This is a genomic window from Bradyrhizobium sp. Kon37 (assembly GCF_055807535.1).
On record NZ_JBVVOY010000023.1, the window covers coordinates 72,862 to 94,796 of the forward strand.

General features: G+C 63.6%; 21 protein-coding genes and 1 pseudogene. 11 read left to right on the forward strand and 11 right to left on the reverse strand.

Annotated features, from left to right (window positions below; all coding sequences use genetic code 11):
- Positions 1-40: 40 nt before the first annotated feature.
- From AC0L3J_RS30385 to AC0L3J_RS30405, 5 genes are all read right to left on the reverse strand, one after another.
- Entirely contained in the window at positions 41-1,879 is a 1,839-nt protein-coding gene (locus tag AC0L3J_RS30385) for an AMP-dependent synthetase/ligase (protein WP_473349477.1), read from the reverse strand.
- 113 nt (positions 1,880-1,992) lie between these two features.
- Positions 1,993-2,781, reverse strand: coding sequence for an ABC transporter ATP-binding protein (locus AC0L3J_RS30390; protein ID WP_473349498.1), 789 nt, complete (start codon positions 2,779-2,781; stop codon positions 1,993-1,995).
- A 4-nt stretch (positions 2,782-2,785) separates the two neighbouring features.
- On the reverse strand, positions 2,786-3,544 hold the full coding sequence (locus AC0L3J_RS30395) for an ABC transporter ATP-binding protein (RefSeq protein ID WP_027515318.1): 759 nt from the start codon (positions 3,542-3,544) through the stop codon (positions 2,786-2,788).
- The gene (locus tag AC0L3J_RS30400; RefSeq protein WP_473349478.1) at positions 3,541-4,692 is read right to left on the reverse strand and encodes a branched-chain amino acid ABC transporter permease; all 1,152 of its coding nucleotides are present in this window, start codon (positions 4,690-4,692) and stop codon (positions 3,541-3,543) included. The genes AC0L3J_RS30395 and AC0L3J_RS30400 overlap by 4 nt, the downstream gene beginning before the upstream one ends.
- 4 nt (positions 4,693-4,696) lie before the next feature.
- Complete coding sequence (locus tag AC0L3J_RS30405) at positions 4,697-5,572, reverse strand: branched-chain amino acid ABC transporter permease (protein WP_027570079.1); 876 nt, start codon at positions 5,570-5,572, stop codon at positions 4,697-4,699.
- A gap of 263 nt (positions 5,573-5,835) precedes the next feature.
- On the opposite strand from AC0L3J_RS30405, the gene AC0L3J_RS30410 reads away from it, so the two are divergent.
- The 7 genes from AC0L3J_RS30410 (at position 5,836) to AC0L3J_RS30440 (ending at position 11,461) form a co-directional block, all read left to right on the forward strand.
- Positions 5,836-6,585, forward strand: coding sequence for an ABC transporter ATP-binding protein (locus AC0L3J_RS30410; RefSeq protein WP_473349499.1), 750 nt, complete (start codon positions 5,836-5,838; stop codon positions 6,583-6,585).
- A complete protein-coding gene (locus tag AC0L3J_RS30415) occupies positions 6,582-8,108 on the forward strand; it encodes a permease (protein WP_473349479.1) in 1,527 nt (508 codons plus the stop codon). Before AC0L3J_RS30410 ends, AC0L3J_RS30415 begins: the two co-directional genes overlap by 4 nt.
- Before the next feature lie 68 nt (positions 8,109-8,176).
- A complete protein-coding gene (locus AC0L3J_RS30420) occupies positions 8,177-8,431 on the forward strand; it encodes an AbrB/MazE/SpoVT family DNA-binding domain-containing protein (RefSeq protein WP_473349480.1) in 255 nt (84 codons plus the stop codon).
- Positions 8,428-8,832 carry a type II toxin-antitoxin system VapC family toxin gene (locus tag AC0L3J_RS30425; protein WP_473349481.1) on the forward strand — a complete coding sequence of 135 codons (405 nt, stop codon included), beginning with the start codon at positions 8,428-8,430 and terminating at the stop codon, positions 8,830-8,832. Before AC0L3J_RS30420 ends, AC0L3J_RS30425 begins: the two co-directional genes overlap by 4 nt.
- Before the next feature lie 59 nt (positions 8,833-8,891).
- Entirely contained in the window at positions 8,892-9,707 is an 816-nt protein-coding gene (locus AC0L3J_RS30430) for an MBL fold metallo-hydrolase (protein ID WP_473349482.1), read from the forward strand.
- Between the two features lie 65 nt (positions 9,708-9,772).
- Positions 9,773-10,294, forward strand: coding sequence for a hypothetical protein (locus AC0L3J_RS30435; protein WP_473349483.1), 522 nt, complete (start codon positions 9,773-9,775; stop codon positions 10,292-10,294).
- A 117-nt stretch (positions 10,295-10,411) separates the two neighbouring features.
- Positions 10,412-11,461 carry an amidohydrolase family protein gene (locus AC0L3J_RS30440; RefSeq protein WP_473349484.1) on the forward strand — a complete coding sequence of 350 codons (1,050 nt, stop codon included), beginning with the start codon at positions 10,412-10,414 and terminating at the stop codon, positions 11,459-11,461.
- A 98-nt stretch (positions 11,462-11,559) separates the two neighbouring features.
- Here AC0L3J_RS30440 and AC0L3J_RS30445 read toward each other — a convergent pair whose 3' ends face one another.
- Complete coding sequence (locus AC0L3J_RS30445; RefSeq protein ID WP_456766439.1) at positions 11,560-12,015, reverse strand: cupin domain-containing protein; 456 nt, start codon at positions 12,013-12,015, stop codon at positions 11,560-11,562.
- 235 nt (positions 12,016-12,250) lie between these two features.
- Here AC0L3J_RS30445 and AC0L3J_RS30450 point away from each other — a divergent pair, with 235 nt between their 5' ends.
- Entirely contained in the window at positions 12,251-12,805 is a 555-nt protein-coding gene (locus AC0L3J_RS30450; protein ID WP_456766440.1) for a hypothetical protein, read from the forward strand.
- Between the two features lie 160 nt (positions 12,806-12,965).
- Here the strand turns inward: AC0L3J_RS30450 and AC0L3J_RS30455 are convergent, their stop codons facing one another.
- Both AC0L3J_RS30455 and pcaB read right to left on the reverse strand, forming a co-directional pair.
- Positions 12,966-14,222 carry an aminopeptidase gene (locus AC0L3J_RS30455; RefSeq protein ID WP_027515308.1) on the reverse strand — a complete coding sequence of 419 codons (1,257 nt, stop codon included), beginning with the start codon at positions 14,220-14,222 and terminating at the stop codon, positions 12,966-12,968.
- Between the two features lie 113 nt (positions 14,223-14,335).
- Positions 14,336-15,697 carry a 3-carboxy-cis,cis-muconate cycloisomerase gene (gene pcaB / locus AC0L3J_RS30460; RefSeq protein WP_473349485.1) on the reverse strand — a complete coding sequence of 454 codons (1,362 nt, stop codon included), beginning with the start codon at positions 15,695-15,697 and terminating at the stop codon, positions 14,336-14,338.
- A gap of 384 nt (positions 15,698-16,081) precedes the next feature.
- Between pcaB and AC0L3J_RS30465 the strand changes: the two genes are divergently transcribed.
- Complete coding sequence (locus AC0L3J_RS30465) at positions 16,082-17,641, forward strand: winged helix-turn-helix domain-containing tetratricopeptide repeat protein (RefSeq protein ID WP_473349486.1); 1,560 nt, start codon at positions 16,082-16,084, stop codon at positions 17,639-17,641.
- 48 nt (positions 17,642-17,689) lie between these two features.
- Here AC0L3J_RS30465 and AC0L3J_RS30470 read toward each other — a convergent pair whose 3' ends face one another.
- Positions 17,690-18,112 carry a GFA family protein gene (locus AC0L3J_RS30470; protein ID WP_473349487.1) on the reverse strand — a complete coding sequence of 141 codons (423 nt, stop codon included), beginning with the start codon at positions 18,110-18,112 and terminating at the stop codon, positions 17,690-17,692.
- Between the two features lie 228 nt (positions 18,113-18,340).
- Positions 18,341-19,126, reverse strand: coding sequence for a methanethiol S-methyltransferase (gene mddA / locus AC0L3J_RS30475; protein WP_473349488.1), 786 nt, complete (start codon positions 19,124-19,126; stop codon positions 18,341-18,343).
- A gap of 134 nt (positions 19,127-19,260) precedes the next feature.
- Here mddA and AC0L3J_RS30480 point away from each other — a divergent pair, with 134 nt between their 5' ends.
- Positions 19,261-20,811 carry a winged helix-turn-helix domain-containing protein gene (locus AC0L3J_RS30480; protein ID WP_473349489.1) on the forward strand — a complete coding sequence of 517 codons (1,551 nt, stop codon included), beginning with the start codon at positions 19,261-19,263 and terminating at the stop codon, positions 20,809-20,811.
- 7 nt (positions 20,812-20,818) lie between these two features.
- Here the strand turns inward: AC0L3J_RS30480 and irr are convergent, their stop codons facing one another.
- Positions 20,819-21,301, reverse strand: a complete 483-nt coding sequence (gene irr, locus AC0L3J_RS30485; protein WP_473349490.1) for a Fur family transcriptional regulator Irr — start codon at positions 21,299-21,301, stop codon at positions 20,819-20,821.
- A 177-nt stretch (positions 21,302-21,478) separates the two neighbouring features.
- Between irr and AC0L3J_RS30490 the strand changes: the two are divergent.
- Positions 21,479-21,789 (forward strand): annotated as a pseudogene (locus AC0L3J_RS30490) (hypothetical protein).
- Positions 21,790-21,935 lie beyond the last annotated feature (146 nt).

Sequence of the window (21,935 nt, forward strand, 5' to 3'; positions counted from 1 at the left end):
TGGGGCCATCACTCCTTCGCTGCTATTCAAACAGGATTGTTCAAGCCACCGCCCGCGTCGGATACATTGCGTCGATCTCGGCGGCATAGCGCTTGTTCACGAAGCCGCGCTTCAGCTTCATGGTCGGCGTCAGCTCCTCGTCCTCCGGAGTGAGTTGCCGTTCGATCAGATAGAATCTCTTGATGGTCTCGACGCGGGCGAAATTGGCATTGACCGCTTCGATCTCGCGCCAGATCAGGTCCTGGATCTCCGCCGCGCGGCACAGGCTGGCATAATTGGTGAAGGGGATGTCGTGGTCCTGCGCGAACTTCTCGACATTCTCCTGGTCGATCATCACGAGGCAGGTGAGGTATGGCCGCTTGTCGCCGATCACCACGGAATCCGAGATGTAGGGCGAGAATTTCAGCTGATTCTCGATCTCGGACGGCGTGATGTTCTTGCCGCCCGAGGTGATGATGATGTCCTTCATCCGGTCGGTGATGCGGACGAAGCCCTCATTGTCGATGGTGCCGACGTCGCCGGTATGCAGCCAGCCGCGATGGTCGATGGTCTCAGCTGTCCTCTCCGGCTGGTTCAGATAGCCCATGAACAGGAAGTCGCCCCTGATCAGGATCTCCCCGTCGGGCGACAGCGCCACTTCACCCCACGACACCGCCTTGCCGACCGAGCCGAGCTTGATCCGCTCCGCCGGCATCATGGTGGCGACCCCGCAATTCTCGGTCTGGCCGTAGAGCTCGTGGATATCGATGCCGAGCGCGAGATACCAGCGGATCAGCTCCGGTGCGATCGGCGCCGCGCCGGTGAAGGCGATGCGGCAACGGTCGAGCCCGATCATGCGCCGGATGTTGCGGAATGCGAGCCGGTAAGCGATGCCGTTCGCGATACGCAACGACAGCGGCGGCGGCTTCCCTTCGATCCTGCAATCGACCATGCGATAACCGGTATCGATGGCGCGGCGGTAGACCCATTGCTGCAGCGGCGTCGCGTCCTTTAGGGCGATAGTGATCGCGGAATAGAATTTCTCCCAGATGCGCGGCACCGCGAGGAAGATGGTCGGCTGCACCTCGCGCAGATTATCCGGCACGGTCTCCGGGCTCTCGGCAAAATTCATCACCGAGCCGAGCGCGACCGAGATGTAGTAGCCGCCGATCCGTTCGGCGACGTGGCAGAGCGGCAGGAAGATCAGCCGGTCCTCGTTCTCGCGCGCCGGAATGAAATCGTTGGCGTGCCGCATCTGGTGCGTGACGCTGCGGTTGGCGTGCATGGCGCCCTTGGGCGGGCCCGTAGTGCCGGATGTATAGACGAGGACCGCGAGATCGCTCGCGCTGCGACTGTCGATCATCTCCTGCCACAGCGCCTCACGGCCGGCCATGTGGTTGCGCCCGAGCGCACGGAACTCGTCGAGGGACATCACCATCTCATCGGAGAAGCCGCTGAGGCCCTCCATGTCGAACACGATGATCTTTCGCAGAGACGGACAGCGTGCGCGGCAGGCCAGGATCTTGTCGAGCTGCTCCTCGTCCTCGGCGAAGATCACTTTCGTCCGGGAATCGTTGACGAGATATTCGACCTGGGATGAGGCATCGGTCGGATAGATCCCGGAAGAGACGCCGCCGGCGCACAGAATGCCCATGTCGACATGGACCCATTCCGGCACGGCGTTGGCGATGATGGAAGCAACGTCGCCGGGCCTGAAGTCGATGGCGTGCAGCGCGTAGGCGATCTCCTTCGAGATCTCCAACCATTCGCGCCAGCTGGTCGGCTGCCAAATCCCGAATTTCTTCTCGCGTATAGCCGGCCTGTCGCCCCGCGTCTCCGCGGCGCGCAAAAAGCTCTTCGCGATCGTGTCAGCGACCGTCAGCTCCGCCGGTCGGGCCATGCACGTCTCCTCCTTGTCGCGTTCCCCTCCGCTGCCTGCCTTGCCGGCGGTCTATTGTTTCGGACGGTTCTCCCGATCTAACGCCAATTCTTCCTTCAATGCCAAGTCTTGCTTCAACGCCAAGTCTTCTTCTTTTTCCAGCGCCGCTCGCCTCGTGCGCCCGCTTCCTTGGCGCCAAGATAGAATTCCTGGATGTCCTTCGAATGCATCAAACGGTCGCAGCTGTCGTTCATCACGATCCGGCCGATCTCCAGCACATAGCCATAATGCGCCGTCTCCAGCGCCACCTTGGCGTTCTGCTCGACCAGCAGGATCGACATGCCCTGCTCCTCGTTGACGCGACGGATGATGGCGAAGATCTCCTTCACCAGCAGCGGCGACAGCCCGAGCGAGGGCTCGTCGAGCAGCAACAGCGTCGGCCGGTTCATCAGTGCGCGGCCGATTGCGAGCATCTGCTGCTCGCCGCCGGAGAGCTGTCCGGCCGGCTGGTTGATGCGCTCCTTCAGCCGCGGGAAATAGCCGTAGACGCGCTCCAGATCGTCGGCAACGCCGTTACGATCGTTGCGCGGATAGGCCCCCATCATCAGGTTTTCGCGCACGGAGAGGAACGGAAACACCTCGCGGCCCTCCGGCACGTGGCTGAGGCCGAGCCGCACGATCCTGTCCGCCTCCATGCGCTGAATCGACCTGCCCATGAACTCGATGGCGCCCTTCTGCGGATCGAGAATGCCCGAGATCGTCTTGAGCACCGTGGTCTTGCCGGCGCCGTTGGCACCCAGCAGCGTGACGATGCGGCCGCGCGGCACTTCGAGCGAGATGCCGCGGATCGCCATGATCGGCCCGTAATAGCTCTCGATGTTGGAGAGTTTCAGGATGATGTCTGGTGTCACCACGGCATCCATCGCGTCAGGCTCCCAGATAGGCGGCGACGACATCGGGGTGCTGCTGCACTTCGGCCGGCGAGCCCATCGCCAGCACCCTGCCGTAGTTCAGCGCGATGACGCGGTCGGAGACGCGGTTAACCAGTGACATGTCGTGCTCGACCATGAGCACGGTGACGCCGAGCTCGCTCTTCAGGTCTCGGATCCAAAACGACATGTCGTCGGTCTCCTCCACGTTGAGGCCGGAGGACGGCTCGTCGAGCAGGATCAGCTTCGGCTCCGAGCATAGTGCGCGCGCCAGCTCGATCACCTTGCGCACGCCGTAAGGCAGACCCGAGATCAGCTTGTCGCGGTAGGGTTCGAGATCGAGGAATTCGATGACCTGCTCGACCCTGCGGCGATGCACCTTCTCGTCGGCCCGTACGCCCGGCAGGAACAACAGCTCCTGCCAAAGCTGCGTGGTCGAATGCCGGTGGCGTCCGACCAGCAGGTTCGACAACACCGTCGCGTTCTCGAACAGCTCGATGTTCTGGAACGTGCGGGCGATGCCGAGCCTTGCGATGTCGTGGGGCGGCTGCTCCGTGATGTCCTGATCCTCGAAGAAAATGCGGCCGGAGGTCGGCCGGTAGATCCGCGAAATCAGGTTGAAAATCGAGCTCTTGCCGGCGCCGTTCGGCCCGATGATCGAGAGGATCTCGCCCCTCTCGACCGCGAACGACACCGCATCGACGGCCTTCAGCCCGCCGAAATGCAGCGACAAGCTCTCGGCGCGAAAATAGCTCATCGGTTGCGCTCCGACTTCACGTAGATCTTCTGCCGCTTGAAGGTGGCGCGCTTGTAGAGCGGGAACAGCTGGAAGAAGAGTTTGATCTTCAGCCAGCGGCCGTAAAGCCCGAGCGGCTCGAACAGCACGAACAATACGATGATGATGCCGTAGATCGCGCCTTTCAGGCCGTTGAGCGAGGCAAAGGCCGCGACCTTGGACTGGACGTTGGCGGCGGCTTGCGTGCCCGCTCCGAAGGTCGCGGCGATGCCGGCGATGATGCCGGGCATGTCGTCCTTGAGGTAGGTCAGGAACGGATCGATCATCACGATGAAGATCGCCCCCAGCACCGCGCCGTGCAGGCTGAAGGTGCCGCCGATCAGGATGACGATGATGAACTCGATCGAGAGTTGGAGCGTGAACATCTCCGGCGAGATGAAGGAGAGTTTGTGCGCGAACAGGACACCGGCGAAGCCGGTGATCGCCGCGGAGATCGCAAAGGACTTCACTTTGTACAGCGCGACATTGATGCCCATGCTGCGCGCCGCGGTCTCGCTGTCGCGGATCGCGACGAAGGCGCGCCCGGTCGGCGAACGCAGCAGATTGAGCGTACCGACGATGGTCAGCACCAGCACGGCGAGGCAGAGGAAATAGAAAGTGGGGCTGTCGCGCGAGACTGCGACCCCAAACAGCGACACCGCCTTGATCCGCATGCCCTCGTTGCCGTTGGTGACGCTCTCCCAACGCGCCAGAATCTCCTCGACGATGAAGGCGAAGGAGATGGTGGCGATGACGAGATAAATGCCTTGCAGCCGCAGCGCGGGGAAGCCGACCAAGGCACCGATCAGCCCGGTCAGGAGCCCGGCGGCGAGAAAGTAGACCGGGAACGGCACACCATATTTCTGCAAATAGGCCGCCGTATACGCACCGATCGCGAGAAATGCCGCATGCCCGAGCGAGGCCTGCCCGGTGAAACCCGTCAAGATCAGCAGCGCCACGCCGACGGTCGCATAGATGCAGACGAAGACGAGCTGGCTCATCAGATAGCTGGAGAGCACATAGGGCGCGATCAGCAGCACGGCCAGCAGGAGACCGTACGAGACGTAATAGCCCGAATGCGGAAACAGCCTGATGTCGTCCTCGTAGTCGGTCTTGAACAGGAAGCGCATGCGCTCAGACCTTCTTGCGGACGTGAAGGCCGAACAGGCCTTCGGGCTTGAGCAAGAGCACGGCGAGCAGCACGATGTAGGGCGCGACGTCCTTCCAGCCCTCGGCCAGATAGAAGCCGGCCATGCTCTCGATGACGCCGATCAGGACGCCGCCGACGACGGCGCCGGGGATCGAGCCGAAGCCGCCGAGCACGGCGGCCGGAAACGCTTTCAGGCCCAGCACGAGACCGACATTGGAATGGATGAAGGTGATCGGCGCCAGCAGCACGCCGGCACAGGTCGCAACCGCCGCGCTGATCGCCCAGACGATCGACACCACGCGCTTGACCGGGATGCCCATGTAATAGGCCGCCAGCATGTTCTCGGAACTGGCGCGCATCGCGGTGCCGAGCGTGGTCTTGTTGAAGAACAGCCAGAGCAGCGCGCAGAGGATGACCGTCGCCGCAATCACCGAGAGCTTGTCATGGGCGAGCACCAGCGAACCGATCCGCAGCACGCCCTGGCTGAACGGCGTGTCGATCTTGAAATCGTCGGTGCCCCAGATCATGCCGGACACCGAGCGCAGGAAATAGCCGAGCCCGATGGTGGCCATGATGATGGAGAATTGCGGATAGCCGAGGATCGGCCGCACCACCACGCGCTCGGCCAACATGCCGAACAGCGCCATCGCCGCCACCGCGCCGGCAAAGCCGATCCAGTAGTTCAGCCCCATCATGCCGATGAAGGTGAAGGCAAAGAAGCCGCCCAGCATCATCAGATCGCCTTGGGCGAAATTGACGACCTCGGTGGCCTTGTAGACGAGCACGAAGCCAAGCGCGATCAGGCCGTAGACGCAGCCGAGCGCAACACCGCTGACCAGCTGCTGAACGAAATCCAGCATCGTCGCGCATCCTCCCGATACAACCGGCGGTTCTTCCCGACCGCCTTGCCGCATCTTGTGTTCAGTCGCTACGCAGTCGTTTCGCTGCGTTCGCGCCATTCGTCCCTTCGCCAATTCAGCCTGAACCGCCAAGCGCTGTCAACAAACGGTGACTTGCCATTAGTCCAATCCGGATGACGGAATTTGCGGCAGCGCGATTCACGGTGCCGAAACATCTTCGGGGCATGGTCGCGAGCGATGCAAAACCGCAAGGTGTGGCCGTGATGAAGCGGGACGATTCGGCGCTCGAAGTCATGGGGTTAACGAAGCGTTTTGACCGTCTGGCGGTCGATAACCTCGATCTCACCATCCATGCCGGCGAATTCTATGCGCTGGTCGGCCCCAACGGCGCCGGCAAGACCACCACTTTGCGCATGGTTGCAGGCCTTTTGCGGCCCGATGCGGGCGCAGTCTCCATCTTCGGCATCGATGCGCTCCAGAACCCCGTCGCCGCCAAGCAGGTGATGGCGTGGGTCTCCGACGAGCCCAGGATCTACGACAAGCTCACGCCGCTCGAATATCTCGAATTCGTGGCCGGTCTGTGGGGCATCGCACCATCGGCCTCGGAACCGGTCGCCGCGGGGCTCCTGACCTCGCTCGGGCTCGAACCGCACCGGCACGAACGCTGCGAGGGCTTTTCCAAGGGCATGCGCCAGAAGGTCGCCCTCGCCGGCGCACTGGTGCACGATCCCCGCCTCATCATCCTCGACGAGCCGCTGACGGGACTGGACGCCGTCTCCGCCCGCCACGTGAAGGGATTGCTGAGCGATCGCGTCCGCGCCGGCTGCACCGTCATCATGACCACGCATATCCTCGAGGTCGCCGAACGCATGGCCGACCGCATCGGCGTGATCGCAGCCGGCCGCCTGGTTGCCGAGGGCACGCTGACCGAGCTGCGCCAGCAAAACGGGCACGCCGATACCAGTCTGGAAGATCTCTTCATCGCACTGGTGACGCTCCAGGACGCCGCATGAGCTCGGCCACCGCGCTGTCCTGGTTCGCCCGCCACGAGCTCCGGCTCGCCTGGCGCGAATGGCTCGCGATGATGACCGGGGGGCGGCGCAAAAGAACGCGTGCCGCGGTGATCGGACTGCTGTTCTTCGCGGCGCTGCTGCACGTGCCGGCCTGGGCGGTGATCGGCCGCTTCGCCGACCTGCAATTGCCGCTCGACAAATCCTCGCTGATCGTGATTTCGGCGACGATTTTTCTCGCCTGGACGCTGATGCTGTCGCAGGCAATCGAATCGGTGACGCGGGTGTTTTACGCCCGCGCCGATCTCGACCTCATCATGTCCTCACCCGCGACGCTGGCCAATCTGTTCTCGGTGCGCATCGCCGCGATCGCGCTCACCGTCACGGTGATCGCGCTGCTGTTCTCGACTCCCTTCATCGACGTGCTGGTGTTCGGGGGCGGCGCGCGCTGGCTCGCAGCGTTCGGCGTTGTCGTCGCGATGGGCCTGTCGGCCGCAGCGGTCGCGATCGCCGTCACCATCCTGCTGTTCCGCCTGATCGGTCCGGCGCGGACACGGTTCGTCGCCCAGATCCTCGCCGCGATCATCGGCGCCGGCTTCGTGATCGCGCTCCAGGTCGCGGCGATCATGTCCTACGGCACGCTGTCGCGCTTCACCATCCTGACCTCGGGTAGCTTGGCCGCTTACGCGCCCGATGCCGACAGCATCTGGTGGTGGCCGGCGCGGGCGGCGATGGGGGACCCCGAAGCGCTGCTGCTGCTCCTGGCGCTCGGGCTCGTGCTGCTCGGAAGCGTCATGGCGATCTTCTCGGGCCGCTTCGCAGACACGGCGATCGATGCCGCCGCCTACGGCGCGTCCGGCCGTCGCAGCGCGAAGGAGCGCCCGTTCCGCGGCGGATCGCGGCAGCATGCCCTGCGGCGCAAGGAATTTTTGCTGCTCTGGCGCGATCCCTGGCTGATCTCGCAGACGCTGATGCAGCTGCTCTATCTGGTGCCGCCGGCGCTGCTGCTCTGGCGCAACTTTGCTGACAGCTCCGCGGCGCTGACGCTGATCACGCCCGTCATCGTCATGGCGGCGGGACAACTCGCCGGCGGGCTTGCCTGGCTGACGATCTCGGGCGAGGACGCGCCCGACCTGGTTGCAACCGCGCCATTGACGCCGTCCAGCGTCATCCGCGCCAAGATCGAGGTCGTGCTGATCGCGATCGCCATCATCTTCTGCCCGTTGATCGCGGCGCTCGCTTTCGCCTCGCCGTTCCAGGCCGCGGTCAGCGCCGGTGCGGTCATCGTCAGCGCGGCCTCCGCCACCGCAATCCAGCTCTGGTTCCGGGTGCAGGCCCGGCGCAGCCAATTTCGCCGCCGCCAGACCTCGTCGCGGCTTGCGACCTTTGCCGAAGCGTTCTCCTCGATCGGCTGGGCTGCCAGCGCCGCGTTGGTGCTCACGCTGCCCATCGTCGGTCTCGTCAGCGGCCTGATCACCGCGGGCCTCGTCGCCATCACCTGGAAGTTCAGCCCAAGGCGGGAATGAAGGCTGCCTGCCTTGAAAGTAAGGATAAATTGCCTTACCTATCAAGGTCTCAGTATTGAGGGATCCCCATGAGCACGCTCACGGTCACGGCAAAGGGGCAGGTTACGCTACGGAAAGACCTCCTGGAGCACCTCGGTGTACATCCGGGCGACAAGATTTCGATAGAAAAGCTTCCTGGCGGGCGAGTTGAGGTGAGAGCAGTTCGGCCCACCGGAGAGATTTCGGATGCCTTCGGCTTTCTGAAGGGAAAGACGAACGGTCGATCGCTCTCGATCGAGGAGATGAACGCGGTGATTGCTGGCGGCTGGGCCAGCAAGCGATGAAGATAACACCCGACACCAACGTCCTGGTACGGGTGCTGGTCGAAGATGATGCCGAACAGAGCAAGGTGGCCGAAGCCCTTCTCGAGAACGCGGACCTCATAGCCATCTCGATCCCCGCATTGTGTGAGTTAGCTTGGGTCCTCTCACGAGGCTACAAAACCTCTGCTGGAGATGTCGCGGCTTCGATCCGGCACTTGATCAATGCATCCAATGTCGTCGTCAACCGGCCCATAGCTGAGGCTGGATTAGCGCTCCTCGAGGCCGGGGGTGACTTTGCCGATGGCGTTATCGCCCACGAAGGCAGGTGGCTTGGGGCCGATACTTTCGTGTCGTTCGACAAAACGGCCGTGAAACTGATCAAAGCAAGCGGTGGAATGGCGCGGCTCGCCGGCACCACATGACGCGAGGATAATTCGTAGATACACTCATCAGATCGTCGATAAGCGCCGGACGGTTCCTGATGTCTCGATTATTGCTGACGGTCTGTGCGCTTCTCGGTTGGCTGGTAACATCTGCCTTCGCGCAGCAATCACCTCAGCGCAGCGAATGCCTGGCGATGGCGAATGCGGCGCCGCGTGTCATGTCGGTCGCCTTCAGGCAGGCGGCGACCGCAGCCGAGGTCGAGATCACCTATGCCGGCCATTCCACCTATTTCATCGACACGCCCGGCGGCTTGCGCATCGCCACCGACTATAGCGGGGCCTACCAGGTGGGCCGGCTGCCCGATGTCGTCACCATGAACCGGGCCCACAGCACGCACTACTCTCTATACCCCGACACGCGCATTCCTCGCGTGCTGCATGGCTGGGGCGAGGACGGCAAGCCGGCCATCGTGTCGGAGCGCATCGGCGACACCTTGATCCGCAACGTCACCACCGACATCCGCCGCTATTTCGGCGACGATTCCGGCGCCGACATGATCCGCGACGGCAACTCCATCTTCATCTTCGAGGTCGCGGGCCTCTGCATCGGCCATCTCGGCCATCTTCACCACAAGCTCGACGACAGCCATTTTGCCCAAATCGGGCGGCTCGACATCGTCATGGTGCCGATCGACGGCACCTACACCATGTCGCTCGACGGCGTCTCCGAGATCACCAAGCGGCTGCGCGCCTCGGTCGTGCTGCCGATGCACCGCTTCGCCACCCCGCTCGACGATTTCATGCAACGCATCGGCCAGCAGTTCGAGATCGACCGGCGCATGGAACGAAGTTTCCGGACGTCCCGGGATGCATTGCCGTCGAAGCCGACGGTGATCATCCTCGACGGGGTGTGACGCACAATTTTCTCCAAGTCGGCTGCCGGCCGGTCGTGCTGATCTCCTCGCAACAGGAGATCGACATGACCGACTTTGCGAGATTATTGCACGCGGACGGACCGAACCCCGAGCACGCGGCGGCGCTGCGGCTTTACGGCCGTTTCGTCGGCGATTGGGACGCCGAGATCACCGCCCATGGACCCGATGGAACGAAACACACCGCGCCCGGCGAAATCCATTTCGGCTGGGTGCTGGAGGGCCGCGCCGTGCAGGACGTCTGGATCATTCCGCACCCGGCCGGCAGCCCGGCCTTGCCGATCGCCGGCAATTGGTACGGCACGACGCTGCGGGTCTACGATCCGACCATCGATGGATGGCGGATTTCCTGGTTCGATCCCGGTCGCTGCATATTCCGCCAGCAGATCGGCCGTCCACGCGATCCCGACATCGTGCAGGAAGGCACGACCGAAGCCGGCGACCTGACGCGCTGGAGTTTTACGGAGATCACCGAGGATTTCTTCCATTGGCTCGGCGAGGTGAAGCCGGCCACCGCGACCGATTGGCGGCTGGTGGTCGATGTGAGGGCGAAGCGGCGCAAGGGTTGACGACGGCGCCGCTGTGCCCGCGATGCCGGGTGCGGTTGCGCAACGCGCGCTGCTGCGTGCGAAAACGAGGTGTTAGGCTTCCCGGACAAGAAGCATACATCAAGGGAGCGAACACCGATGGCAGCAAGCGGTCTGCCCGCCAACACGAGCGGGCTATTCGTCGAGCCGCGCGAGGACTGGCTCGCGCTGCATCGGGAGGAGATCATCGATCCCTCGCGGCCGATCGTCGATCCCCATCACCATCTCTGGAATCGCGGGCACCGCTATCTGATCGAGGAGATGGCTGATGACATCGCCTCTGGCCACAACGTCATCGCCACGGTCTATGTCGACTGCCGCTCGATGTATCGTGCGCACGGGCCCGAGGCGTTCCGGCCGGTCGGCGAAGTCGAGTTCGCCAATGGCGTCGCCGCGATGAGCGCCAGCGGCGGTTACGGCAAGGCCGCGATTTGCGCCGGCATCGTCAGCCACGTCAATCTGCTGCTCGGCGATGCCGCACAACCGGTGTTGGAGGCCGAGATCGCGGCGGGCAACGGTCGCTTCCGCGGCATCCGGCATTCCTCGGCCTGGGACCCGGATCCTGCTGTTGCCGGCATGTATGCGAACCGGCCGCAGGGATTGCTGCAGGACCCGACCTTCCGCAGGGGGTTCGCCTGTCTCGCGCCGCTGAACCTGAGCTTCGATGCCTGGCTGTTCCATCCGCAGATCGGCGAGCTGACCGAGCTCGCCCGTGCATTTCCCGACACCAGGATCGTGCTCGACCATTGCGGCGGTCCCGCCGGAACCGGCCGCTTTGCCGGGCGACGCGAGGAGGTGTTTGCGCAATGGCGGGCGTCGATCCAGGAGATCGCCAAATGCGAGAACGTGGCGGTGAAGCTCGGCGGGCTCGCGATGTGCCTGCTCGGCTACGACTTCCATTTGCGCGAGAGACCGCCGTCATCCGAGGAGCTTGCCGCGGCGTGGCGGCCTTACATTGAGGCCTGCATCGAGGCGTTTGGACCCAAGCGCGCAATGTTCGAGAGCAATTTCCCACCGGACAAGGGCCAGTGCAGCTACCAGGTGATCTTCAACACCTTCAAGCGTATCGCCGCACCCTTGAGCGAGACAGAGAAGACGGCGTTATTCTCGCAGACCGCGAGCAATTTCTACCGGCTCGATTTGCCTTGAAAGGGATTGGCGCCATGACGAGAACAGGGGCCGGGATGTTGATCCCGGCCCCTGTTCCGTCGTGACCGCTGGGAAGCGTCCTTGAAACTGGTTGAACTCTAACCGGCGCCCATCAGCGAGGCCGGGCGGCGCTCGCCGGTGGAGACGAGCATCTTCTTGAGCTTGTTGACGACGCGGATCAGGAAGCCGATCATCACGGGATTGGTCTTGCGGCAGAAGGCGATCTTCTTGACGTGGCCTTCGACATGCCATTTGGCGTGCGCGCCGTTACGGAAGAAAACGACGTCGCCCGGGCCGTAGCGCTTCGGCGGCATGCCGTCGCTTTCGAGCACGATCGATCCTTCCATGATCATGATCGTCTCATCGATATCGTAGTACCAGTTGAAGCGCCCTTCGGTGCAGGCCCAGATGATGGTCGAAGCGGTGCCGTCGGCGCTGGTGGAGAGGATGTGCGAGCGCGACACCGGATTGCCTTCGATGATCCAGGAAGGCTCGATCGGCCGCAGCTCAAGCTCTACATTGCAACTACTGATTTCAATCAATGTGCGCGACATCTGTTCCCCCAGGGGATAAAATATGATCCGCCGGGTCTCGGCCCGGATTGTTCAAAGATGGCGGGAACGCTAGTAGCCGGTTTTTAATTCTTTCTTACGCAGGGCCCGACAATCAGCCGCAAGTTGCAGACGCGAAACGGTTAACGTCCCAATTTCCCTGCAATTTCGCGCACATGAACCCCTCTTTCCCGGGGTGCGACAAAGTGCGCGGAGCTATCTGAAAGGAGCCATACCGATGCCCCTCACCCCGGAGGTTCTCGCAGCTCAAGGCGAGGTCGTCGCCTGGCTCGGCAGCCTTGATGTCTCCTTCGCAACCGACGAGGAGCCCTGGTTCACCGTCGACGGCATCGAAAGCCCCTGGCAGATCGGCAGTGACGGCTCCGGCGGCGCGTTCGTGCTGCTGCCGTCTCAGAACGTGCTCTACGCCTCGTCGGAAGGCCGCGCGGGAATCATCGCGGAGAGTTTCGAGGCTTTCGTCCAGCTCGTTGTGGCGCGCCCCTATTGGCTCGACATCCTCAAATTTTCCGCCGGCGGTGACCTCCATGAGATGCGGCGGGCGGCGGACGCGCTGGAGGCGACACTCGACGACGAGGACGACGTCAACGAGGCCCGCGAGCAAATCCGCGGGGGTCTCGACCTGCCCGAGGCGAATGATCCGGTCGGTGCGCTCTACGACGCGGTGGCGGCCTCCGACGCCGTCGTGCGGGCCACCGACGGCAGCCCGTTCACGACGCTGTTCAACCGCTTCAGCATCGACAACAGCCCGATGCTGCGCAACGCGGCGGCGTAAGGCGGGCTTTGAGAATAGGAACGTGCTCGGCCTTCATGGTTCGAGACGCGCCGTGAACGGCGCTCCTCACCATGACGGTCTAATATCTCACCGCAAGACGAAACCTCATCCTGAGGAGCCCGCGAAGCGCGGCGTCTCGAAGGATGGACAGCAAGACGCGTTACTTCGCCCATTCGCCCTTGCGAAACACCGGCACTTTGCTGCCGTCGGCGAGAATGCCGTCGATATCGGTCTCGGCCGAGCCGATCATCCAGTCGATATGGATCAGGCTCTGGTTGCCGCCTTGCGCCGCGATCTGCTGCGGCGTGAGCTGGGCGCCGTTGACGAAGCACTTCGAGTAGCATTGGCCGAGCGCGATGTGCGAGGCCGCGTTCTCGTCGAACAGCGTGTTGTAGAACAACAGCCCGCTCTGCGAGATCGGCGAGGAATGCGGCACCAGGGCCACTTCGCCGAGACGGCGCGCGCCCTCGTCGGTGTCGAGCACCTTGTTCAGTACCTCCTCGCCGCGCGAAGCCTTGGCGTCGACGATCCTGCCGTCCTCGAAGCGCACCGCGATGTTGTCGATCAGCGTGCCCTGGTAGGACAGCGGCTTCGAGCTCACGACATGGCCGTAGACGCGCCGGCAATGCGGCGTGGTGAAGACCTCTTCGGTCGGGATGTTGGCGTTGCAGCTGATGCCGTTCTTGGAGAGCGAAGCGCCGCCCTCCCATTCATGGCCGTCGGCGAGGCCGATCGTGAGGTCGGTGCCCGGTCCCGAGTACTGGAGCGCGCGGAAACGCTGGCCGTTGAGCCAGTTGGTGCGCTCGCGCAGCACCGCGTTGTGGCTCGCCCAATTGGCCGGCGCATCGTCGCGATCGACCCGGGACGCCGCGAAGATCGCGTCTGCGAGCTTGCCGATGGCAATTTCCTCGGGTTCATTGGGGAACACCTGCCGGGCCCAGGACGGGCTCGGATAGGCAATGATGTTCCAGTTGGTGTCGAAATTGACAATCTTCTCCAGCGCCGGCTGATAGGCCATGGAATTGGCCTTGCTGGCGCGCGCGACCTTGGATGCATCTTCGCCCGACAGCAGCATCGGATTGTCGCCGACGATGGCGAGACGCGCGGTGTTGTTCGAGAACGCCTTGGCCATGCCCTCGTAGAGCCAGTTGGCGGCGCGATCGAAGCTGTCGTCGTGGCCGTGGCGGTAGCGCGCCAGCGTCATCTCTTCGTCCGAGAGAATAGGCGTCACGATGCCGGCGCCCGCCTTGTAGGCATGCACGGCGATCCGCCGCACCAGCGGCAACGCGATCGCAGGCGCCGTCAAGAGCAGATCCTGGCCGGGCCGCAAGCCCAGGCCCACCTTCACCGCAACCTCGGCCAGCCGGTCGAGCTTCACGGGATCGATGGGAGTGGAGGTGATGCGTTGATCAGTCATGCCGAATCCTCTGCCGAACGTCTCTCGCTCAATCTAAGTCTAGCATCGCGAGACACAAGTGCGCGAGTGCCTTGCGACACCCCAAAGATACGCAGTTTCGCGCATTTTGGTTTTCAGCGCGTTGCCGATTTCAGCACCCGATCGACCATGGCGGGAGCAAGGCCGAGGTAATTTTTCGGTGATGTCAGCGCCTCGATCGTGGCACGATCGATTCTGACGGAGACGCGGGAATCGGACGACAGTGCGTCCGCCAATGTAAGACCTTTCTCATTGGCGAGCCGGCAGGCGTCATAGACCACGTCATGGGCCTCCTGCCGCCCGATCTGCGGCGCGAGCCCCATCATGACGGCCTCGGCCACGATCAGACCGCGGCTGACGGCAAGATTCTCGTTCATCTTGCTTTCATCCACGATGAGGCCGGCGAGCGCGAACCTCGCCTGGTGCAACGCGCCGGCGGTCAGCACAAAGCTCTCGGGGATCGCCATCCATTCGGCGTGCCAGGGCCCGGTGGCACGCTCGAAATCCTGCACCATGGCATCCAGCATGAGGCCGGCGTGCTGGCGCACCGCCTTGGACGCCGCAAGCATCAGTTCCGAGGAGATCGGGTTGCGCTTCTGAGGCATGGTCGAGGAAGCGCCGCGTCCCTTGACGAAGGGCTCGTAGACCTCCGCGAATTCGGTCGAGGCCATGATCATGATGTCGAGCGCGATCTTGCCGAGCGAGCCGGTGACGAGCGCCAGGAAATTCACCGCCTCGGCAAAACCGTCGCGTGCGACGTGCCAGGTCGAGGCGGGGACGCCGAGCCTCAGTTCGGCGCAGAGCGCTTCCTGCACCTCGAACCCCTTGTCGCCGAGCGAGGCCAGCGTGCCGGCGGCGCCGGCGAACTGGCCGACCAGAACGCGCGGCTTCAATTCACTGAGGCGCTCGGCGTGGCGGTCGAACATCGCGAGCCAGATCGCGGTCTTGTAACCGAAGGTGACCGGCAGCGCCTGCTGGAGATGGGTGCGGCCCGCCATCGGCGTGTCGCGGTAGCGCTTCGAGAGGTCGGCGAGGATTGTGCGCAGTGCGGCGATGTCCTGCTCGACGATCTCGAGGCCGGCGCGCAGTTGCAGCACCACGGCGGTGTCCATGATGTCCTGCGTGGTCGCGCCCCAATGCACATAGCGGCCGGCATCGCCGCATTGCTTCACCATCTGATGCACGAGCGGCAGGATCGGATAGCCGACGACATCGGTCTCCTGCCGCAACAGATCGAAATCCAGCGCGGCAACGTCGGTCCGCGCCGCGATCTGGTCGGCCGCGTCCTGCGGAATCACCCCGCATCTCGCTTCCGCCTTCGCCAGCGCCACCTCGACCTCGGCATAGCGCGCGACCGTCGCAATATCGGAAAACACCTCCCGCATCTGCGGTGTGCCGAAGGCATCGCGGAACAGCATGGAATCGAGCACGGTGGTCGAGGCATGAAAAGCGGGCATGGACGTTTCTTCGTTGCTTGGGTTGTGTGAGGGCACCTTACGCACACGGAACTGTTCGGCAATGGACATTCACCGTTCGTCAAGTTTTCAGACGTCTAAACTGTCGCCTCCGTCATCCTGACGTGCGAGGCTTCGCTACGGCGCCTCAGGGTGACGGTGATAAACTGTGCGCTCAGCAAGATCAGGTCCAGCGAGGAGACCGGGACAATCCGGCCGAACCGGCCACGTTCTAACCCAGGTTGCATTCCTCCCCGTAAATCGCATGGCTGCCATCACGCGATCGTGGTGAACCGGACAGGCCCCTTGGCGGACTCACAGACATCAGCCGAAATCCGTTTTGCTTTCATCATTGCCCGATGTTGCCTTGAGGTCTGAGTTTTCGACGTGCAGTTTCTGTTCCGGGATCACCTGCTCGATACCGACTTGCGCGAGCTGAGCCGCGAGCAGGTTCCCGTTGCCGTGGAGCCGCAGGTCTTCGATCTCGTTGTCCACCTCATGGAGAACCGCGATCGGGTGGTCAGCAAGGACGAGCTGATCGACAAGATCTGGCACGGGCGCAGCGTCTCCGAATCCACGCTGACCAGCCGGATCAATGCGGCACGCAAGGCGGTCGGCGACACCGGCGCGAGCCAGGCAGTGATCCGTACCATCTCGCGCAAGGGTTTTCGTTTCGTCGGCGACGTCGAGACCAAGCGTGGAGCAACCGCGCCGGAGTCCGATTTCGGAGCGAAGCTTCTGCAGGCCCCGCTGCCTCTACCGGACCGGCCGGCGATCGCGGTGCTGCCCTTCACCAACATGAGCGGCGACCTCGATCAGGATTATTTCTCCGACGGAATCAGCGAGGACATCATCACCGCGCTGTCGAAGCTGCGCTGGTTCTTCGTCATCGCGCGCAACTCCTCCTTCGTTTACAAGGGCCGCGCGGTGCACATGAACGAGGTCGCGCGCGAGCTCGGCGTGCGCTACGTGCTCGAAGGCAGCGTGCGGCGGAGCGGCGATCGCGTGCGTATCTCCGCGCAGCTCAACGACGTCTCGACCGGCAGCCATCTCTGGGCCGAACGCTACGACCGCGAGCTTGCCGACATCTTCGCCGTGCAGGACGAGATCACCGAGGCGATCGTCGCCGCGATCGAGCCGCAGCTCTATACCGCCGAGAGTTTTCGCGCCCAGCAGAAGCCGCCGGGAAGCCTGGATGCCTGGGACCTCGTGATGCGCGCATTGTCGCATTACTGGCGCATCACCCGCGAGGACAATGCCGCCGCGCAAGGACTGCTCGAAAAGGCCGTCGCGCTCGATCCCGCCTATGGCAAGGCACTCGGCCTGCTCGCGACCAGCCACATCTTCGGCGCGCATATGGGCTGGTCCGACATGGCCGCGACCGTGCCGGTGGCCGAGCGCGCCGCGCTCGCGGCGGTGGAGGCCGATCGCGAGGATGCCTGGGCCCATCATGGTCTGGCTTATACTTATCTATTCCGCCGCCGCTTCGATGACGCGCTGGCGGAATTCGAGCTCGCGCTGAACCTCAATCCGAATTTTGCGATGGCGCACGCCTTCTACGGCGTGACGCTGTGTTACGCGGGACGATGGCAGAACGGCGATGTCGCCGCGCGCCGCGCGCTGCGGCTGAGCCCGCGCGACCCGCTCGCGGCGATCTATTGTGGCGTCGCGGCCTATGCCCGGTTCATCGGCCGCGATTACGAAGGCGCCGCACAGATGGCGCGCGAGTCGATGCGGCAGCGCGCCGATTTCGTCGGCGCGCATCGCGTGCTGACGGCCGCCACCGGAATGTCGGGAGATCCCGCGCGCGCGGCTTCCGCCCTGGAGGGCTTGCGCCGCGCCCAACCGGGCATCTCGCTCGCCTGGATCACGCGCGAGCTACCGATGCTGCGGGACGAGGATCGCGAGCATTATCTCGAGGGATTGCGGCGCGCGGGGATGACATAGCGAATCTCTCCTCTCTCCGCTTGCGGGGAGAGGAGAGAAGAAAGCGCATCACTCCTGCATCATCTCGCCGCTGCCGCCGAATTCGGCCGGGAAATCCTTGAGCTTGGGCAGGCCGTCGCGCATTGGCAGCACCGTCTCGGCGTAATTGACGTGGACGCCGGGCGCGAAGGCGAGCGTGGGGATGGTGGCGGTGAAGACGTCGACCAGGCCGAGCGGCGGATGGTTGGTCATGAGATGGCCGCCGCACTTCTTGCAATATTTGCGTTGGCTGAGCGGCGTCTTGGTAAAAGTCTCGACATTCTGAGCACCTTCTGTGATGCGCACGGCTTCGGGCTTCCAAAGGCTGAAGGCGTTCACCGGACCGCCCGACCACGAGCGGCACGAGCTGCAATGGCAATAGCCCATAGCCTCCGGCGCGCCTGTAACCTCGATCGTGACCGCGCCACAGAAGCAGTTTCCAACATGTTTCATTAGGTCGTCTCCGTTGATGATTGTTCAGATTCCTCTCCCCGCTCCTGTTTGCCGATAACTCGGCAAAAACGAACGCGGGAGTCGCGACGAGCTTCGCTCGCGCAGGTAACGTCGGGGTGAGGGAGATCACCCCGAGAAGCGTTGAAGGTTGCGTCCGGCAGGATCCGTTACGCGCCTCGGCGCCGCCGCGCATCCTCCTTTCGGCGGACGCCGCCGACGACGCGCAAGCTATACTGACTTGCGCCAGGGAATAAGCATCGACACCCGTTGTTTGTACTGCCGGTACTCGTCGCCGAAGAGATCGATGAGGTCGTGCTCCTCCAGCGCGATGCCGACGAAGATGTAGAGCGTGGTCACGGCGGCGAACAGCAGATGGCCCGCGGTCATGACCGGCGCCGCCCAGAACGCGATGATGAAGCCGAGATAGATCGGATGACGGACGAACTTGTAGAGCAGCGGCGTCTTGAAGCGCGGCGGCGACGCCTCCTTGCCGACGAGATGATTGGTCACCTGATGCAAGCCGAACAACTCGAAATGATTGATGATGAAGGTCGAGGTGAACACCAGCACCCAGCCCACCAGCGACAGCGTGACGATCGTCACAGCAAGATCCGGATTCGCAACGTCCCATATGACCGTGGGCAGCGGACGCCACTGCCAGAACAGGAGCAGCAATGACAGGCTCGCAAACAGCACGTAGGTGCTGCGCTCGACCGGCTTGGGGACGTACTGCGTCCACCACGCCTTGAATTGCCGGCGCGCCATGACGCTGTGCTGGACCGCGAACAGGGCCATCAGGAGCAGATTGATGATGACGGCCTCGGCCACGGGCGTGTCGGTCCCGGTGTCGATGGTCTTCGGCACCACCAGCCCCATGACGAAGCCGATGGCGTAGAGAATGGTGACGAAAAACACGAGATACGCCGCAATTCCGTACAGAAATGCGATGAACTTGAAAATGCGTGAGCCCGCAACCGGGCCGATAGGGTGAACCTGATGATCAATTTGGGTCATAAACAGCTCCGTTGTGCCAAAACGCCGGCACTTCATTGGTCGCTGCACCATGCCGCACCGGAGGTCGCAAGACTTTGGCGGACGGTTGATTTTCGCCTGAGACGACTTTGATTTTTGCTTGAGACGACAGAAACGTGCGATTTTGCTTTGAAAACAACGTGCTCGACGGCGACCTGCGGGAACTCACCTGCAGCGGCGCCGCCGTGCCGTTGCAGCCGCAGGTGTTCGATCTCCTGCTCTATCTGGTGGCGCAGCGCACCCGTGTGGTCAGCAAGGATGACCTGATCAGCCAGATCTGGAGCGACCGGATCATCTCGGATTCCGCCCTGAACAGCCGGATCAACGCCGCGCGCAAGGCGCTCGGCGACGACGGTGCGAGCCAGCGGCTGATCAAGACCATTCCGCGCAAGGGCTTTCGTTTCGTCGGCGAAGTCCGGGAAGAAGTGGCAGCCGCAACGGCGCCCGCGCAACCCGTCGCTGTCCTGCCGCGCGCCTTGGCGGACCGCCCGGCGGTCGCGGTGCTCGCTTTCGAGAACATGAGCGGCGATCCCGCACAGGACTATTTCGGCGACGGCATCAGCGAGGACATCCTCACCGCGCTGTCGAAGCAGCGCTGGTTCATGGTGATCGCCCGCAACTCGTCCTTCACCTACAAGGGCCGCGCGGTCCACATCCGGCAGATCGCCGAGGAACTGGGCGTCCGCTACGTCGTCGAAGGCAGCGTGCGCAAGTCGGACAACCGGGTGCGCATCACCGCGCAGCTCAACGACGCCACGACGGGCAGCCATCTCTGGGCCGAGCGCTACGACCGCGAGCTGGTCGACGTATTCGCCGTGCAGGACGAGATCACCAACGCGATCGCCGCGGCGATCGAGCCGCAGATCCATGCGGCAGAAAGTTTTCGCGCCCATCGCAAGCCCCCCGCGAGCCTGGATGCCTGGGATCTCCTGATGCGGGCGCTGTCGCATTACTGGCGCGTGACGCGGCGGGATCACGAGACCGCACGGGTGCTGCTGGAACGCGCGGTCGGAATCGACCCGAACTACGGCCAGGCGCTGTCGGTGCTCGCGGCGAACCACATGTTCGGCGTGCATCTCGGCTGGGCCGAGCTTGCGCTGGTGGCGCCGGTGGCGGAAGCCGCCGCGCTCGCCGCGGTGCGCTGCGACCACGAGGATGCCTGGGCGCACGCCGCGCTCGGCAGCGTCTGCTTCTCGACGCGAAGGCTTGCAGACGCGCTGTCCGAGTTCGAGCAGGCGCTCGCGCTCAATCCGAACTTCTCGCTGGCGCAGGGCTATTACGCACTGGCGCTGTCCTATGCCGGACGACCGAAGGATTCATTCGAGGCCGCGCAGAGGGCAATGCGGCTCTCGCCGCGCGATCCATCCCTGGCGATCTATCACGGCATCGCCGGCTATGCCCGCTTCACCGAGCGGCGCTATGGCGAGGCCATCGCGCTCGCGCGGGAGGCGATCCGCCACCGCGGTGACCTCACCGGCGCCTACCGCGTGCTGGCGGTTTCTGCCGGCATGACCGGCGACGGCATGCTTGCGGAGATGGCGCTGGGCGAGCTCCGCCGCACCCAGCCCAACATCTCGTTGCACTGGATCGCGACGCAATTGCCGTGGGCCAACGAGGCCGACCGCGAGCACTATCTGGAAGGATTCCGGCGGGCGGGCTTGCGCTAGACGATCATCATGCCGGGTCTGCGTCGCGCTTCCGGCGCAGATGGACGACGACGTCGAGCCGCGCGATCTCGTGGCCCGGAAGCGCCTCGGGTATCCTGGTGAAGATCAGGCCGTCGGTGACGTCGACCAGCACATCCTCGCCTTCGAGGTAGAAATGCGGATGCACGGACGTATCGGTGTCGAAGAACGACTTGATGCCGTCGGCCGCGATCCGGCGCAACAGGCCGGCTTCGGTGAACTGGTTCAGCGTGTTGTAGACGGTCGCAAGCGACAGCCGCAGATTGGCGGCCGTGGCTTCTTCGTAGAGCCCCTCCGCTGTCACATGACGATGGGGGCCGAGGAACAGCATTTGACCGAGCGCCAGACGGTGGCGCGTCAGCCTGAGGCCGGCATCGCCGAGCAATTGCGCGCAACGTGCCGACGCCTCGTCCGCGAAGGAGGTGGCGATATCGTCTGAATCCGCTTCGGGTGGGGTGGAATGGACGTTCATCGCCGATGCACTCGCAGTTGACCGGGCACGCGGGGCTTCACGCGTCCTGCCATCAGATCGCAGAAGCGGAAGCCCGGCTTTGATCCCGATCAAATCCGGAACGAGCCCGCCTCTGACCTATCGCAAGGCGGACCAGTTTATTCCCGGCCAGAATAGCCTGACATCAATGAGACTCACATGTCCAAGCCGGTTCCCGACAAGGCAGAGATCGCGCTCGAATATCCCGACAAGTTCTATGTCGGCACCTTCGGGCATTCATCGCGGTTCGAGGCACGTCTCGACGGCAGCGGCGTTGCGCTGGTGCTGCAGCATCCGGGCACGGCGGAGGAAGCAAATCGGTGCACCTGCACCTCAATTTCGGCCTGCTCGCCGGAATCCTGCGCGAGCTCGCGGGCAGTGTCGCGGCCATCCCCAAGGACGACATCGCGCACCGGGAGCAACTCGCGGATGCGCTTGCCGAGTTGCAACGGGTGCTGCGGCCCTCCTGAAGCCGGGCGGCGCGGCGGCGCCGGTTTGGCCGTCAAACGCCATAACAGGACGCGCTGTACATTTTTTGTGCGAACACTGTCGAGACTTTCATCTTGCGGCGCCGAACGAGACTGTGTGAGCCTCGATCCCGGATGGGGACTGGGAT

Bases quoted from the DNA above. Each gene is read 5' to 3' on its own strand.
- AC0L3J_RS30385 (WP_473349477.1), bottom strand. From the start codon at position 1,879: ATGGCCCGACCGGCGGAGCTGACGGTCGCTGACACGATCGCGAAGAGC.
- AC0L3J_RS30390 (WP_473349498.1), bottom strand. From the start codon at position 2,781: ATGGATGCCGTGGTGACACCAGACATCATCCTGAAACTCTCCAACATC.
- AC0L3J_RS30395 (WP_027515318.1), bottom strand. From the start codon at position 3,544: ATGAGCTATTTTCGCGCCGAGAGCTTGTCGCTGCATTTCGGCGGGCTG.
- AC0L3J_RS30400 (WP_473349478.1), bottom strand. From the start codon at position 4,692: ATGCGCTTCCTGTTCAAGACCGACTACGAGGACGACATCAGGCTGTTT.
- AC0L3J_RS30405 (WP_027570079.1), bottom strand. From the start codon at position 5,572: ATGCTGGATTTCGTTCAGCAGCTGGTCAGCGGTGTTGCGCTCGGCTGC.
- AC0L3J_RS30410 (WP_473349499.1), top strand. From the start codon at position 5,836: ATGAAGCGGGACGATTCGGCGCTCGAAGTCATGGGGTTAACGAAGCGT.
- AC0L3J_RS30415 (WP_473349479.1), top strand. From the start codon at position 6,582: ATGAGCTCGGCCACCGCGCTGTCCTGGTTCGCCCGCCACGAGCTCCGG.
- AC0L3J_RS30420 (WP_473349480.1), top strand. From the start codon at position 8,177: ATGAGCACGCTCACGGTCACGGCAAAGGGGCAGGTTACGCTACGGAAA.
- AC0L3J_RS30425 (WP_473349481.1), top strand. From the start codon at position 8,428: ATGAAGATAACACCCGACACCAACGTCCTGGTACGGGTGCTGGTCGAA.
- AC0L3J_RS30430 (WP_473349482.1), top strand. From the start codon at position 8,892: ATGTCTCGATTATTGCTGACGGTCTGTGCGCTTCTCGGTTGGCTGGTA.
- AC0L3J_RS30435 (WP_473349483.1), top strand. From the start codon at position 9,773: ATGACCGACTTTGCGAGATTATTGCACGCGGACGGACCGAACCCCGAG.
- AC0L3J_RS30440 (WP_473349484.1), top strand. From the start codon at position 10,412: ATGGCAGCAAGCGGTCTGCCCGCCAACACGAGCGGGCTATTCGTCGAG.
- AC0L3J_RS30445 (WP_456766439.1), bottom strand. From the start codon at position 12,015: ATGTCGCGCACATTGATTGAAATCAGTAGTTGCAATGTAGAGCTTGAG.
- AC0L3J_RS30450 (WP_456766440.1), top strand. From the start codon at position 12,251: ATGCCCCTCACCCCGGAGGTTCTCGCAGCTCAAGGCGAGGTCGTCGCC.
- AC0L3J_RS30455 (WP_027515308.1), bottom strand. From the start codon at position 14,222: ATGACTGATCAACGCATCACCTCCACTCCCATCGATCCCGTGAAGCTC.
- pcaB (WP_473349485.1), bottom strand. From the start codon at position 15,697: ATGCCCGCTTTTCATGCCTCGACCACCGTGCTCGATTCCATGCTGTTC.
- AC0L3J_RS30470 (WP_473349487.1), bottom strand. From the start codon at position 18,112: ATGAAACATGTTGGAAACTGCTTCTGTGGCGCGGTCACGATCGAGGTT.
- mddA (WP_473349488.1), bottom strand. From the start codon at position 19,126: ATGACCCAAATTGATCATCAGGTTCACCCTATCGGCCCGGTTGCGGGC.
- irr (WP_473349490.1), bottom strand. From the start codon at position 21,301: ATGAACGTCCATTCCACCCCACCCGAAGCGGATTCAGACGATATCGCC.